A 14,420-nucleotide genomic window follows, 5' to 3' on the forward strand; every position below is an offset into this window, starting at 1 on the left:
CTTCCTGGGCAACCTGGTCCGCGCGGTGGGCGCCGGCCTTCAGCAGTTCATCTCGAACATCGGCACGCACCTGCAATCGGGCCTGGTCTCCTGGCTGTTGGGCACGGCGGTGAAGGCCGGCATCGAGATCCCCTCCCGGTTCGACCTGAAGGGCATCATCCAGCTCATCGCCTCACTCCTCGGCCTGACCTGGGCGAACATCCGTGCCCGCATCACCCGCAAGGGCGTCCCCGACCAGGCGATGAACACGGTCGAACAGTCGGTCCCGGTGGCGAAGGCCCTGGCGACGGAGGGCCCGGCCGGCGCGGTCAACGAGATCCAGGCCGAGGTGGGCGACCTGAAGTCCACGATCCTGGAGGAGCTGAAGTCCTACCTGATCCCCACGGTCATCATCGCGGGCATCACCTGGATCATCTCCCTGCTCAACCCGGCGTCGGCGTTCGTCCGCGCCGTCAAGGGAATCATCGACATCGTCACGTTCATCGTGAACCAGGGCGCCCAGATCGTGCAGTTCGTCAACGCGGTGCTCGATGCGGTCGTGGCGATCGCCAACGGGGGGTCTGCGGGCGTCCCGAAGATGGTGGAGACGGCGTTGGCGGCGAGCGTCCCGCTGCTGATCGGGTTCTTGGCATCGCTGCTGGGGATCGGGGGGCTGGCCAACAAGATCAAGCAGGTGTTTCAGAAGGTTGCGCGGCCGGTTAATCGGGCGATCGACAAGATCGCTGCCAAGATCGCCGCGCTCGGCAAGAAGATCTGGGCCAAAGTCAAGCGTAAAACCAAGGGCAAAGACAGCAAGAGGGACGACGGGACGCGGCCGAGCGGGAAACTGGACGCCAAGGCGATCTCCGTGGACGCGAAGGCGGCAGTCGAGCGGCTCGGCCGCGGCCCGTTCGCTCGCGAAGAGGTCGACGCGGCGCTCGCCCCGGTGCGCACCAAATATCACACGGCGACCATCACCTCCGAGGACAACTCGTCGGCGCACTGGGGTGTCCACGTACAGACAGCACGTGCCGACAGCAGGACGAACGCGTTCGACATCAAGGGCGCGCACGAGAAGATCTACAATTCGCTCAGCACACCGCAGTCTCGGGCGATGCTCAACCAGCTTCAGGCGACCGGCGGGATCGTGTACACGGCGACGCTCCGTGAACTGATCCCGAAGAGCGACGCCGTGCGCGAGCGGATGCTCGCCAAGGGCTACAAGAATTACACCGACCCAGAGAAGTCCGGGCTCGCGGTCAACAGACTGAAGCAGCAGCGTCAGAGGATCGAAATAATCCTGCACCACGGCATCGCGGAGGAGCAGAAGCGCTCCGGTGACGAGGCCTGCGCCTCCATGCGACAGCAGATGCAGGCCCTGGAGCAGGAACTGACGCGAATCGGCGACCGGTTGTCGGACGGCAGCGGGTGGACCAAGGCCGAGGAGAAGCACGTCGAGTTCCAGCTCAACGAGATATCTGAGAATCTGCTCAAGATCTCACAGTCGCACGGCTACGAGTCGGAGGAGCTGCTCAGACATCCGTCAAAGTACGCTGTGAACGGCCGTCTGAAGAACAATTATGCGAAGGACGTCCGTAGATACTTCTACCCATCGGGCTTTACGGCGGCAGCCGAGGGGGAGGTCTTCGACCGCGACCTGCCGGTCATGATCAAACGGAAGGAGGACCACCCAGAGCTGAAGAACCAGACCGGCTACAAGGACGACGGATATTTCTACTGCGACGGGGTCCCCAGCAAACCCAATCGCCCCCCGCACATCGCGCCGACGTCCGCAGCCTCGGTGGATCATATGACTCCGGTGGCTTCGCACTGGAACGCACCGGGGCACGGTGGAAGTACCGGAAGCAACACTCATCAGTTGAAGCGGAAAGACTGGTACAACATGGTGTCGAACCTGACACTACTCTGCGGCCCGTGCAACTCTTCGAAACAGTCCGGCGGTGTGAATTATCTGCCCGAAGTCGGGCCACTGTTCAAGGGACCGGACGATCCGTGAGGTGGCGCCCGCCTTTGGAGGACGGATGTCGAATTTCTTCCTGTGGCTTGACCGGTTCGAGCACGGCGACGGTGTTGCGGTCGTGGAGGTCATGCGCACAAACATCGGCCGTGTGGTCGACGGCGATCCCGAGTTCACGCAGGGCATTGCTGACGCGCTGAGGCTGCCGCTGAGCGTGCGGGAGTGGTCGATCGAGGTATTCCGAAGTTCCTACTACAGCGAGTATCCGGAGTCCGACGACTGGCGGGATCGGTACCCCGAGGTCTCGCGCATCACGCTGAGCGGTGATGCGACCGGCGATAGCGAGGTCGAGCCAGCCCTGAAGCCGGCGGAGTTCGACGGCTACGACAGCACCTGGAGCCCGAATCGCCGGAAACGGGCTGACCCGAACGGTCGGTACGCTGCGATCGGTGTCAGGGTCGGCGAGCACGTCGACGACGCGCTGACGGAGCGCATTGGCAGAATCCGGCCAGGGGCGATGGTCGACACCGTCGTCGCCCGGTCGAACGGTCTTCGCGGCACGCGGGTGACGCTCGATCTCGGAACGGTCGATCTGGAGAGCGATGCGGAGGCGGTAGACGAAGTCGCGGGGCGACTCAGGGAGCTGGGTCTCATCATCAACTGGCGCGACGTGGAACTGAGGTTGGCCGAGGATGGCAACTGAGCAACCACAACGGACGACGCGTGACCCGGCGATAAGGATGGGCGTTGCTCGTCTCCACGAGCCTGCGGTTCACCGCGCACGCCGAACCCTCGCCCCGGCCCACCCAGTAGCTGCCCCGGGTCAGCGGAACCCACTGGCCCGACCTGATCATTCTCCGTACGGTGTTCCGATCGGTGCCGGCTGACTTGAGCTGTGGGCTGTTACCACCCAGTCCTGCTACGTGGCAGTGGCGTAGCCCCGTTGGGGGACTCCGCTGCTGATCGTCATGTCGCTCTATGGCGTGAAGCTCGGACCGTTCGCATAGGGCTGTGGACGACGTGCAGGCGCGGGCGCAGGACTCTCTCAGGCCCTGAGCAAGGACATGTACGGCCCGAACTCCGACGCCAGAGTCAGCCGGCCCAGTTTCTGGTACTCCCGCTGTACCGCGTGGATCAGGTCCGCCATCGTCACCGGAGTCCCCGACTCGGCGGCCAGGTAGGCCGCCGTCACCGCCACCGAGCGGATGTTGCCGCCCGCCAGTTCGAAGGACTGCGCGCAGAAGTCCAGGTCCAGGTCCGTGGTGCGGGGGAGGACCGGGCCCAGGCAGCGGTCCCAGAGGGCGCGGCGCTGAGCCGGGTCAGGGACGGGGAAGTCGATGACCAGGTCCAGGCGGCGGGTGAAGGCGTCGTCGAGGTTGGCGCGGAGGTTGGTGGCGAGGATGGCCAGGCCGTCGAAGGTCTCCATGCGCTGGAGGAGGTACGCGCTCTCGACGTTCGCGTAGCGGTCGTGGGCGTCCTTGACCTCCGAGCGCTTGCCGAAGACGGCGTCGGCCTCGTCGAAGAGCAGTACGCCGTTGATGCCGGCCGCTTCGGAGAAGATCCGTTCGAGGTTCTTCTCGGTTTCACCTACGTATTTGTCTATGACCGTGGCCAGGTCAACCGTGTAGAGGTCCAGGCCGAGGTCGGCCGCGATCACTTCGGCGGACATCGTCTTGCCGGTGCCTGAGTCGCCTGCGAACAGGGCCGTCACGCCTCGCCCCCGGCCACCGCCCGGACGCATGCCCCACTCGCCGAGGACCCGGTCGCGGTGGCGGGCGCGGGCGGTGAGTTCGCGGAGTTGAGTGAGCGTGTCCGGGGGGAGGACCAGGTCGGGCCAGGACACCGCCGGTTCCATGCGGCGGGCCAAGCGGTCGAGGCCCGCCGCGTTCTGTGAGCGGGCGCCTGCGCGGATGTGGTCCGGGTGGAGGGTGCCGCCGTCCAGGGCCGCGGCCTGGGAGGCTCCTTGAGCGGCCCTGGTGATCTGGTCCGGGGCGAGGAGGAAGGGGGAGAGGAGGTGCGTGAGGTTCAACTCCGGGGGGACGGGTGCCGGGTACGCGTCCGCCCAGAGTGCCGCCCTCGCCGACGGTTCCACCCGTGGGGCGTGCAGGAGCAGGGGTGGGCGGAAGGACCACGTCGCGTCCCACGGCACCCGGCCGATCAGCACCGCGGAGACGGGGACGTCGGTCACCAGGCGGATGATCTCCGTCTTGTCCGGCTCCCGGGTCAGGGCGTCGAGTGGCGCGCACACCAGGCCGGCGGTGGTCAGCCGGGCCTCGCGGGACAGGACGCGTACCGCCTCGGCGGGGTGCGGGTCGCGCGCCAGGCGGTCGAGGTCGACGCCCAGCACGCCGCGGCCCGCGCGCGTCAGGGCGGAGGCCGCCAGCGCCGTCCCCGCGCCGCCCTGTTCCTCGCGGAGGTACGCGAGCGGGACCCCGGTGGCGAGGGCACGGGCGAGTCCGGACGCGTCGCCGGCACCGGGAGCGACCTGCCAGGGGACGAGGAGGTCGACGATGCGCGGGTCCGGCGTGTCGTCCCCGAGGAGGTGGGCCGTGACCCGGTCGGGGACGCGGAGCGTGCGGGCGAGGAAGGGGCGGTCCTGGTCCTCCACCAGGAGGAGGCCACCGGCGCGAAGCGGCGCCTGCGGGGACAGGCGTGATCTGGCTCCCGCGTCGGCCGCGGACAGGCCGCACAGGCCGAGGGCGAGGCCGATGGTGGGGCGGCGGCGGGTGACGTCGTCGTTGAGGTAGCCGTAGAACTGCTCGAAACGGTCGTCCAGGTCCGGGACCAGCGCGATCAGCAGGATCTCGGTGTCCAGGACGGAGAGGCCGAAGTCGCGGGCGAGGGTGCGTAGCCGGATGACGTGGCCTGCTGCTTCGGCGGCGTCGGCGCGCGACTCCGCTTCGGCCAGGAAGTCCGTGTCCGTGTGGTCGGGGGCGGTGACCGTGAGGGGGCGGCCGTGTTCCAGGAGGCGGTGGATCGTCTCGTCGCTCAGGTACAGGCCGCGGAACGCGTCGTCCGGGTCCGGGTCCGTGAGCCGCCGGGCGTGGACCGCCCGCCGTACGCGCTGTTCGACGAGGATCGCTCGGTCGAGGAGGTGGCGCAGGCCGGGGTCGGCGGCGCCGTCCGCGGGGTCCGTCTCCATCGACGAGGTGCGGGGGTCCGTGGGCAGCGTCATTCCGGCTGCTCTTCCGCCACGCGCGACGTGATGCCGCCCCGGCGGGCCCCGTACACCGGCAGGTTGGCGCCGCCGGGCATCCGCTGGGTGGCACCCTGGGGTGCCGGCGGGTCCGGAGGGAGTTCGCCGAAGCCGAGCCGTACTCCTTCCTCTCCGACCTGCGGGCCCGCCGGATAGACCGGGGACTCGGTGACCGGCACGCTCACCACCAGGTCGAGCGAGGGCTTGAGTTCGCCGCCGAGCGCGCTCCACACATCGGCGAACGACCGGTCCTCGGGGGGCGGCAGTGCGACCGACATGGGGACGGAGACGCCGATCTCGCCGAGCGTGCCCGTGAGTTGCTCCGCGGGCAGGGCCTCGTACCGCAGGAGGCAGGACAGGAGGGAGGAGAGGAGGCGGTGTTCGTCCTCGGGGCGTCTGGTCCAGGCGGTGATGAGATACGACAGCTTGAAGTACCGCGGCGGGCGGCGCCGGGCCACGATGGTGCCCTGCTCGTCGTACTCGTTGAGCAGACCGCGCTCACGGCGGCGCATGTCCTCACGGATGTCGTACAGGTACAGGTTGACGGTGGGGGCGTTGACCTTGGCCGCCCAGTCGCGGGTCGGGGCGTCGAAGACCACCGCCACCTGGCCGCCCGCCAGGGCGTCCGTCCGGAACATCGTGCGCAGCGCCTCGTCGACCTCGTGGATCATCGCCCGCCCTCACCTCCGGCCCGCGAAGTCGGGCGGCTGGAGGCCGCCCTGCACGACCAGCACCGGCTTCGTCAGCCGGTTCAGGCCCCGGACCCGGGCGCGAAGCGTACGCGGACCGAGCTGGTCCTTGCGCAGCACCAGCACCTGCGCCTCGAAGGTGCCGTCCCGGCCGACCCGTACGGCCGACTGTGCCGCCGTGATGCCCGGGTTCCAGCTGAGCGCGACCGTACGGCCGGGCGGGAAGTCCTCGCCGCGCGCCATGACCACATCGCCGGGCGTCGCCACCTGCGGTGTGACGGTCAGCTTCGGCCGGAGGACGCGGATGCGGACCGCGTCGGTGTTGTTCGCGAGCCGGGGGTCGAGGGGGGAGCCGGTGACCACGGCACGGACCTCACCGTCGACGGCGCTGTCGTAGACACCGCTCTGGGTGGCGGTGACGCGTCGGCCGGGTGGGATGGTGCAGGGTTTCGCCCGGGTGCAGTTCGACAGGGCGGACAGGGTGCGCTTGCCGGTGCCCCCCGCGTGCGGCCAACTGGTCGTCAGCACGACGTTCCTGGCCGTCTTCGGGCCCACGTTGGTGAGGGTGAAGCCGGTCCGGGCCGTCAGCCCCGCGTAGTTGGGGACGGGGGACGCGGTCGCAGCCGTGACGGCGATGTCCGCCTCGTTCGGTACGGGAGCCGGGGTGACGGTGAAGGTGGCCGTGTCGGTGCCCGTATTGCCGGACGAGTCGGTGGCGGTGCAGGTGACCGTGGTGGTGCCGGTGGGGAAGCGGGAGCCGGAGGCCGGGTCGCAGGTGACCGGCAGCGTGCCGTCGACCGCGTCCTGGGCGGTGGCGGAGAAGTCGATGACGGTGCCGTAGCCGCCGGTGGCCTCGACGGTGCGGTCGTCGACCGTGACGACGGGGGCGGCCACGTCATTGACGGTGATGGTGATGTGCTCCTGGTAGTCCTCGGAGGCGGGATCGCCACCACTACCGCGACCACCGTTCTGGCCGCCGGTCCGATCCCCTCCGTTCTGACCGCCGACCTGAGCGCCTCCGTCCTGGCCGCCGACCTGAGCGCCTCCGTTCTGGGTACCGCCGGTTCCGCCGTCAGAGCCGGCGATGGTGCTGCCGCTGCCGCCGTCCGTGGTGCCGCCAGTGCCGGTGCCACCGCTCGTGGTGCCGTCGGCGAGCAGCCCGCCAACGAGCCCTCCGTTCCAGCTGCCGCCGTTGCCGCCGGGCCCGTCGCCGCCCGCACCGCCGACGGCCCCGGGGGCCGGTCCACCGCCGCTGCCGGAATCACCCTGGGCGCCGTCGGCTTTGCCGTCCGCTCCCTCGGGAGCGGTCCTGGGCCCGTGGGACTCCCGGGCCGGCGTCACATCGACGGGGGCTTGCCCGCTCGGCGGCTCACCGTCCAGCAGGAACTGGACGGTGCAGCTCAGCGTCATGCCCTGCGGGGCGTCGGCCGCCAACGTGATCTTCTCGTCGAAGGCGGCGGTCTCACCGCTCGTCACACGTTGGCTCGGCGGGGTCAACGTGACGGAGAGGGCGGGATCGCAGCTGACCGTCCGATGGCTGACGGTGGTGGGCAGGTTGGTCAGCCCCGCTGCGACGGTGTCGGCGACCTGGTTCGCGTCGATGTTCCGGAAGAGTTTGCCGCCGGTGGCCCGGACGACCTTGGTCGCCTCATCGGGGTCGTGGGTGGGTTCCCGGTTCTGCGCGGGGCCGTTGCCGTTGTCCCCGTTGCCGTCCAGCCCGTCGCCGAGTTCGGTCGCCACGTCCACGCCGATGACGCGCACACCCACGTTCGTCAGGGCGTCGATGGCGTCGGTGAGGCTGTGCCCCTTACTGGGGTCGTGACTTGAGGCGTCACCGACGAGCACCACGACGGGGCTCGCGCCGTCGCGGAAGACGGTCCTGCCGCCCGCACCGTTGCCGATCTGCCACAGGGCGTTGATCCAGTCCTCCGCGGGCCCCGGACTGTAGGCGCCGCGGTCGGCGGTGAGTTGATCGACGCCCCTCTGTACGGCGCCCAGATCGTCCGTGAGTTCCTGGAGCACCGTGAAGACGCGGTCTCCGTCGACCTCCTGATCCCCGAACGTGGCCACCGCGAAGCGGGAGTCGGGCTGTTCCTGGCGTACCCGGTCGGTGATCCTGCTCAGGTTCGCCTGGACGTTGTCGATGGTGGGCTGCATGCTGCCCGTGCCGTCCACCAGCAGGACGACGTCCGGTCGGGGCGGCACCACGGGCGTGCGGACCCGCTTGGCGACCATGAGCGAGCCGCCCGGGTCGAGCGCCTCGTCCACCACGGCGGGGGTCACCGTCGGCTGCGGGACGACGTCCGCAACCCCGTCGGCGGCACTGACGACGCCGCCGACCACCAGGAGCAGTACGGCGGTCAGCAGGCCGAGGCGGACTCCGTGAGGACGCGGACCGGCAGGTGGGCGAAAGCGCCGGAATCCCCTTACAGAACGCACTGAACACCCCACTCAGGCTCCCGACCGGCCCAGTCGGGTCCGGACTCTCGCGATTGGCGCGCTTGCTCCCCACCATCACGGATCACCGGCGTGCGCGGCAGCGGGGTACGAGCCAGCCTTTCGGGAACGGCCGGATGCCCCATGAGGCATTACGGGCGCTATCCGCGTGCGCAATGCCTCAAATCAACCCCTGGCGCAGGGCGTATGCCACCGCATGCGAGCGGTTGCGCAGATTGAGACGGGACATGACGGCGTGCAGAACGTTTTTGATCGTGCGTTCGGAGTAGGAGAGCTTTACGGCGATGTCGGCGGTGTCGTATCCCTCGGCCACCAGCCGCAGTACCTCGATCTCGCGAGCCGACAGACCGGTGAAGCTGAGCCCGTGCGGTGCGAGCACCTGTCCCTGGAGCCGTCCGACCTGTTCGAGCAGGCTTCCGAGCAGGTCGGGTGGCACCCGGCCCTCACCCTTGGCCACGGAGCCGATGACCTGCGACAGGCGTTCCGGTGTCGCCTCGGAGCGCCGGACGACGCCGAGGAAACCGCATTCGGCGGCGTTGACCAGTTGCTGTTCGTCGACGTGAGTGGTGACCAGTACCCCCCGCGCGGTACCGGTCCGGTGGATCTGGCGCAACAGTCGTAACGCGTCGTCATCGACGACGTCGAGGACGACGACCACCACCTGCGGCGCGTCCTCCCCGTCCCATTCGACGACCTTGACTTCGGGCCTGGTGCGTAGCTGGCTGGCCACTCCGGCCTGCGAGACCGGATCCTGGGCGCGCAGCGCCACCGTGATGCGCTCTCCGCTCGTCTGCAACACGTCGCTCCCCCTCTTCGGGCGACTGAAGGAGAACGCCATGGAGAAATGAAAAGATCGTGAACATGGCATCGTCACGTTTCATTCACGTGGGTCCCCCCGTTACCAAGTGACTACAGTAATGCCCTTGATTCACCAAGGGAATTACTCGTGACTCCCAGGGCATCGGGATTGCCCGAAAGTATTCCTGCGTGGCCGGTCCTGGTAGGGCGCGGCCGGCAATACGGTGCGCGGCATGAGTGTTTCGGCAAGCCTGGACGAGTCTTCCGTCACCGTTGAGCCCGGCGGCGAAGCGGATCTTGCGGTGCAGGTGGTCAACTCGGGGAACATCGTCGAGGAGTGCCGGTTCGAGGTGGTCGGTCCGTGCGCCGACTGGGCCACGGTGGAACCGGAGAGCCTGTCGCTCTACCCGGGCGCGACCGGCAGCGCCACCGTCACGCTGCGTCCGCCCCGCGCCGCGCAGGTGGCGCCCGGCGAGACACCGCTCGGGCTGCGCGTCGTGCCGACGACCGACGGCAGCGAGCCGGTGGTTCTCGAACGGAGCGTGCTGGTACGGCCGTTCACCGAGATCACCTCGGAACTGGTGCCCCCCGCTTCGAGCGGTGCGTGGCGTGGCCGGCACAAGCTGGCCGTGGACAGCAAGGGCAACACGCCCGTCACGATCGCACTGAGCGCGCGGGGAGCAACCGAACGGTCGCGGCTCGCCTTCCATCCCGCCGAGGTGGAGATCCCGCCCGGCCAGGCCAAGTTCGCCACCTTGACCGTGCGCCCCGCCAAGCGGCTGTGGCGCGGCACGCCGATCACCCACCCCTTCCAGGTGATCGTGACTCCCCGGGTACCGGAGGGGCACGACCCTGACGGGCCGGTGGTCCTGGACGGTTCCTACGAGCAGCAGGCCATCCTGCCCCGCTGGCTTCCCCGTGCCCTCGCCGTGGCGGTGCTGGTCGCGGCGGCGTTGGTGGGGCTCTGGTACTCGGTGCTGCGGCCCACCGTACGATCGGCCGCCCGTGAGGCGGTCACCCCGCAGGTCGTCGCGTCCGCGGCACGGCAGGGGAACGCCACTCCGGACGGCGGCGAGAACGGACAGGGGCAGGGGGCATCCGGCGGTGGCGCGAGCGCAAGCCCGGCCGGCTCCGGCGGCACGCCGTCCCCGAACGCCGGCGGGAGCGCCAAACCCGGCGGGAGCGCCAAGCCGGGCGGGAGCGCCAAGCCCGGCCGGCCCACTGAGCCCGGCGGCCCCGCGGTACCGCAGAGCGCCCGGGTGCAGGTGCGGGACGCGGTGGGCGGCGCCACCACCCGGCGGACCGCCTACGCTGTCCCGAAGGGCAAGACCTTCGAACTCACCGACATGGTGGTCCAGAACCCGCAGGGCGACGCGGGCACGCTGGTCGTCTCCACCGGCGACGGGCAACTGCTCAACCTGGCGCTGGAGAACTTCCGCGACTCCGACTACCACTTCGTCACCCCCGTCCAGGTGCGGTCGGGGGGCAGGGTCACCATCACCGTGAGCTGCCGGGAGGTGGGCAAGCCGGTCAAGGCCCCGGCACCGGGGCAGTGCTCGGAATACCTGTTCCTCGGCGGCAAGATCGCGGCGAACGGGGAGGCCGACGGCTGACCGCCGGGCTCGCGGAACCGGAAGGGACGCGCGAGACGGGCCGGAAGGGGCAGGGGATCGGCATCGCCTGCCCTCGGACGCACGTGTGGCCGCGCGGACCCGCAGGATCAGGCCTCGGACGCGGACTCCTCCTCTTCCTCGCTCCCGCCCTCCGCGGCCCGCTGTACGAACGAGCCCTGCACGTCCGCCGGTTCCTCCTCCTCGTCGGCAGCCTGGCGCTGCACCGGGGCGGTGACGGGGGGAGCGGACGACGGCGCGGCCTGAGGGGATGCCGCCTCGGGCACGAACGCGGGCGCGGGGGCGGCCAGCGCGCGCTCGGCGTTGGCCGACGCCTCCCGTTCGAAGCGGTCGGACGGGTCGCTCACCCGGATCCCGCCCGGCGCCTCCGTGCCGTCCACCGGGCCGTTGCGCTGCTGGATGACATGGGTGAGTTCGTGGGCGAGCGTGGTACGGCCCTGGTGCGAGGAGAAGTCGTGACTGTCCCGCTGGAAGACGATGTTGTCACCGACGGTGTAGGCGTGGGCGCCGATCTCCTTCGCCGAATCGTGTGCCGCCGAGCCGGTGTGTACGCGTACGGAGGAGAAGTCGGCGCCGAGCCGGCCCTCCATGTCCGTGCGGGTGTCGGTGTCCAGGGGCTGACCGCCGCCGGACGAGAGCACGTCGTGGACGCTGGAACGCGGCTCGCGGTGCTCCGGTTCCCCTTCGGTGTCCCGCTGGAGCGCCGCCCCGACCGCCGCGTTGCCGACCGCCCGTTGAAGGGTGGTCATCCCTGTGCGGCCGATCACGTCCGTACGCCCGGAGGCGGCGGCCTTCAGCAGATGCGGAAGCTCCGCCGACGCCTGGTCACGGCTCTCCCGGCCGGTCTTGACGGACTCGTCGTGCTCGTGGTCCCGCCCCTGATCGTGTGTGCGCATCTGCCGCTCCCCGCGGAATGCCGGATGTCCGCCTCTGGCGTCAAGCGTCGCGGGCGGCGCCGGTCCCGTCCAGGCCCGGCCGTGCCGGGAAGGGGCAACCGGGACTGCCCCTTCGGGCAAGCGCCCAGCCGTTCGGGCCACCGGTGCCGCGGGCGCCATTCGGAGAGCAGGAGGACGCCCCCGGCCCCGGCAGCGGCGTCGGGGGTGGTCGACACGTGGCCGGCGCCGGCGTGGCTTGCCGGGGACAGGCGCCGGGCCTCGGGGATGGCAATCAGCCGGGGAGGCCCGAGAAGTAGGCGTCGGGACGGAACAAGTTCGACGCGCGCAGCCCTGAGGCCTTGAGCCGGCCGGCGGACTTCAGCCCTCTCGGCAACCGCGGGGAGTGCTGAAGCAGGCTCCTCAAGACGTCGTTCGGCTGGGCGTCCGGGTCCTGGACGTAGACCGGCGCGCCGAACCCGGCGGGAGTGGCACCGCACACCACATGGTGCTCACCCGCGGCGCTGGACGAGACGGCGACGTCACCGCGGAACCAGGGACGCGCACTGGCTCTTGCATCCGCCACCCCAAGTGGCGGCACCCGTGCCCCCTGGTCAAGGCCGGTGGCAGGCTCACGGTCCGGCCCGTCGGCCTTTTCGGTGCCCGACTGCGTCGTGGTCCGGATTCAGGCAGCCGTTCGTGCCGGAGGAAGGGGGTGACGGCGATGGTTCTGGGGTCGGGTCCAGCCGGTGGCCGTGGACGTCGCGCAGGACCAGGTGCGAGGAGACGCCGTCCTCGTACTGGCGAACGGCGCTCAGCGCGTCCGTGCGGATGACGCGCCTGCGCCAGGGGGTGCGTACCGCGAGCCGGCCGGGCCGGCACTCGCCTGGGGCGGCAGCGGGACGGCGAGTACCACTGCCGACCGCGTGAACCAGAGCAGGGCGCGCATCGGCGTCAGGCTTCCCGCGCCCCGGTCGACCAGGAGGCTCATGGCGCGGAACACCAGGGCGCGGCTCTCCGCGAGCCGGGCGCCGCCACGCCAGTGGCGGTCGCCGGCACGGCCCGCCGGTCCACTGCGTCGCATACCGCTGACGCCAGGCAGTCACAGGGGTCACGGCGACCGCCACTGACGGGGTCCTGGCGTCGTACGGGCCGATCCTGACGCGATCCTTACGCCGCGGTCCTCAGCCCGTGTGCACGCGCGGGCGGCGTGCGCGGTTCGGTTCCGCCAGGCGCAGGACCTCTCGGGTCACCGGGGCGACCTCGCCCTGCCCGAAGAGGAAGAAGCGGAGGAAGTTGGCGAACGGGGTGCCCTCGGTCCACTCGAAGTAGATGTGCGGCGTGCAGCCGGTCATGTCGCGGACGTGCAGGAGGAGGGCCGCCAAGGCGTTGGAAATGGAGGAGTGCTCCAGGGTCAGGACGCGGTAGCGGCCGTGCAGCACCTCGCCGCGGACGGTGAGGCCCCCCTCGAACTCGGACGGGTCGGTGACCGTGACCTCGGCGAAGACGAAGTCCTCCGTCATGGGGATGTCGTTGTCGATTCGTATCTGCTCGATCTTGTCGCGGTACTCGGCCTTGTCGCGCAGTCCGGGCTTGTTCGCGATGAAGCGGATACGGCGATGGGACATGTCCCTGATGAATCGTTCCGCCATGCCGTCCAGCTGGACCTGCGTCACCCGCAGCTCGAAGGCGCGGGCCAGGCGGGACAGCAGCGACACCATGATGATGCCGATGATGAAGCAGGCACCGATCTTCACGCCGTCCGGGCGCTCGATGACGTTGACGACGGTCGTGTACAGGAACACCGCCGAGATCACCGCGAAACCGATGGTCCAACCGCGCTGGCCGGCCTTGTGCGCGGCGATGGTCACGGCGATGGCGGCGGAGCTGATCAGGACCAGGACGCCGGTGGCGTAGGCGCCGCCCTGCTTGTCGACGTTGGCGTCGAAGACCCAGGTGACCAGGAAGGCGATCAGCGTGAAGACGATGACCATCGGACGGACGGCCCGCGCCCAGTGCGGGGCCATGCCGTAGCGGGGCAGATAGCGCGGCATCAGGTTGAGCAGCCCGGCCATCGCGGAGGCGCCGGCGAACCACAGGATGGCGATGGTGGAGATGTCGTAGACCGTGCCGAAGGCGCTGCCCAGGTACTCGTGCGCGAGGTAGGCGAGCGCGCGGCCGTTGGCCTGGCCGCCGGCCTTGAACTCCTTCTCCGGGATCAGGACCGTGGTGATGAAGCTGGTGGCGATCAGGAAGCAGCTCATGATCAGCGCGGCGGTGGTCAGCAGCTTCTTCGCGTCGCGGATACGGCCCGCGGGGTGCTCCTCGGTGTCGCCGGCGTCGCCCCTCACATGCGGCATGACGGCGACACCGGTCTCGAAGCCGGACAGGCCGAGCGCGAGCTTCGGGAAGACGATCAGTGCCACGCCGATCATCACGAAGACGTTCCCGTGTTCGGCCGTCAGGGCACTGGACCAGTCGGTGACGACGTGCCCGGCGGAGACGACGTGCCACAGGCCGGTGATCACTACGACCACGTTGAGCGTGAGGTAGACGCCGACCAGGACGACCGCGACACCGATGGCCCCCAGGAAGCCCTTGAGGAACACGGCGCCCAGCAGCGCCACCAGCAGCAGGGTGATGAGCATCTGCTTGTCGTGCAGGGCGCTGGTCAGGTGCGGGTTCTGCACCAGGTGGGTGGAGGCGTCGGCGGCCGAGAGGGTGATGGTGATGAGGAAGTCGGTGGCGGCGAAGCCGAGCAGGGTGAGTACGAACAGCTTGCCCTGCCAGAACGACAGCAGCCGCTCCAGCATCGCGATC

Annotated in this window: 10 protein-coding genes and 1 pseudogene; 3 read left to right on the top strand and 8 right to left on the bottom strand. The window is 69.8% G+C overall.

What is annotated here, in order from left to right; translation table 11 throughout:
- Together IE294_RS48670 and IE294_RS44530 are read left to right on the top strand one after the other, a co-directional pair.
- Positions 1-1,996 (top strand): annotated as a pseudogene (locus IE294_RS48670) (hypothetical protein); the annotation flags it as partial.
- Positions 1,997-2,021: 25 nt separating this feature from the next.
- The gene (locus IE294_RS44530; protein WP_189895044.1) at positions 2,022-2,660 is read left to right on the top strand and encodes a hypothetical protein; all 639 of its coding nucleotides are present in this window, start codon (positions 2,022-2,024) and stop codon (positions 2,658-2,660) included.
- A 342-nt stretch (positions 2,661-3,002) separates the two neighbouring features.
- Here the strand turns inward: IE294_RS44530 and IE294_RS44535 are convergent, their stop codons facing one another.
- The 4 genes from IE294_RS44535 to IE294_RS44550 all read right to left on the bottom strand — a co-directional run bounded on the left by IE294_RS44535 (position 3,003) and on the right by IE294_RS44550 (position 9,137).
- Positions 3,003-5,132: an ATP-binding protein gene (locus IE294_RS44535; RefSeq protein WP_229918099.1), complete on the bottom strand. Its 2,130-nt coding sequence runs from the start codon at positions 5,130-5,132 to the stop codon at positions 3,003-3,005.
- A complete protein-coding gene (locus IE294_RS44540; RefSeq protein ID WP_189895045.1) occupies positions 5,129-5,824 on the bottom strand; it encodes a Pvc16 family protein in 696 nt (231 codons plus the stop codon). Before IE294_RS44540 ends, IE294_RS44535 begins: the two co-directional genes overlap by 4 nt.
- A 9-nt stretch (positions 5,825-5,833) precedes the next feature.
- Positions 5,834-8,185 (bottom strand): vWA domain-containing protein, encoded by a 2,352-nt coding sequence (locus IE294_RS44545; protein WP_229918101.1) that lies wholly within the window; start codon positions 8,183-8,185, stop codon positions 5,834-5,836.
- A 274-nt stretch (positions 8,186-8,459) separates the two neighbouring features.
- On the bottom strand, positions 8,460-9,137 hold the full coding sequence (locus tag IE294_RS44550; protein ID WP_189895047.1) for a helix-turn-helix transcriptional regulator: 678 nt from the start codon (positions 9,135-9,137) through the stop codon (positions 8,460-8,462).
- A 193-nt stretch (positions 9,138-9,330) separates the two neighbouring features.
- Here IE294_RS44550 and IE294_RS44555 point away from each other — a divergent pair, with 193 nt between their 5' ends.
- Complete coding sequence (locus IE294_RS44555) at positions 9,331-10,710, top strand: COG1470 family protein (protein WP_229918103.1); 1,380 nt, start codon at positions 9,331-9,333, stop codon at positions 10,708-10,710.
- Between the two features lie 107 nt (positions 10,711-10,817).
- Here the strand turns inward: IE294_RS44555 and IE294_RS44560 are convergent, their stop codons facing one another.
- The 4 genes from IE294_RS44560 to IE294_RS44575 form a co-directional block, all read right to left on the bottom strand.
- Entirely contained in the window at positions 10,818-11,624 is an 807-nt protein-coding gene (locus tag IE294_RS44560; protein ID WP_189895048.1) for an eCIS core domain-containing protein, read from the bottom strand.
- Between the two features lie 271 nt (positions 11,625-11,895).
- Entirely contained in the window at positions 11,896-12,186 is a 291-nt protein-coding gene (locus tag IE294_RS44565; RefSeq protein ID WP_189895049.1) for a hypothetical protein, read from the bottom strand.
- A 228-nt stretch (positions 12,187-12,414) separates the two neighbouring features.
- A complete protein-coding gene (locus tag IE294_RS44570; RefSeq protein WP_189895050.1) occupies positions 12,415-12,684 on the bottom strand; it encodes a hypothetical protein in 270 nt (89 codons plus the stop codon).
- A gap of 100 nt (positions 12,685-12,784) precedes the next feature.
- Positions 12,785-14,420: APC family permease (locus IE294_RS44575; RefSeq protein ID WP_189895051.1), on the bottom strand; the 1,636-nt coding region annotated here is incomplete at its 5' end.

Source organism: Streptomyces canarius, from assembly GCF_014650735.1.
Lineage (GTDB): Bacteria > Actinomycetota > Actinomycetes > Streptomycetales > Streptomycetaceae > Streptomyces > Streptomyces olivaceoviridis.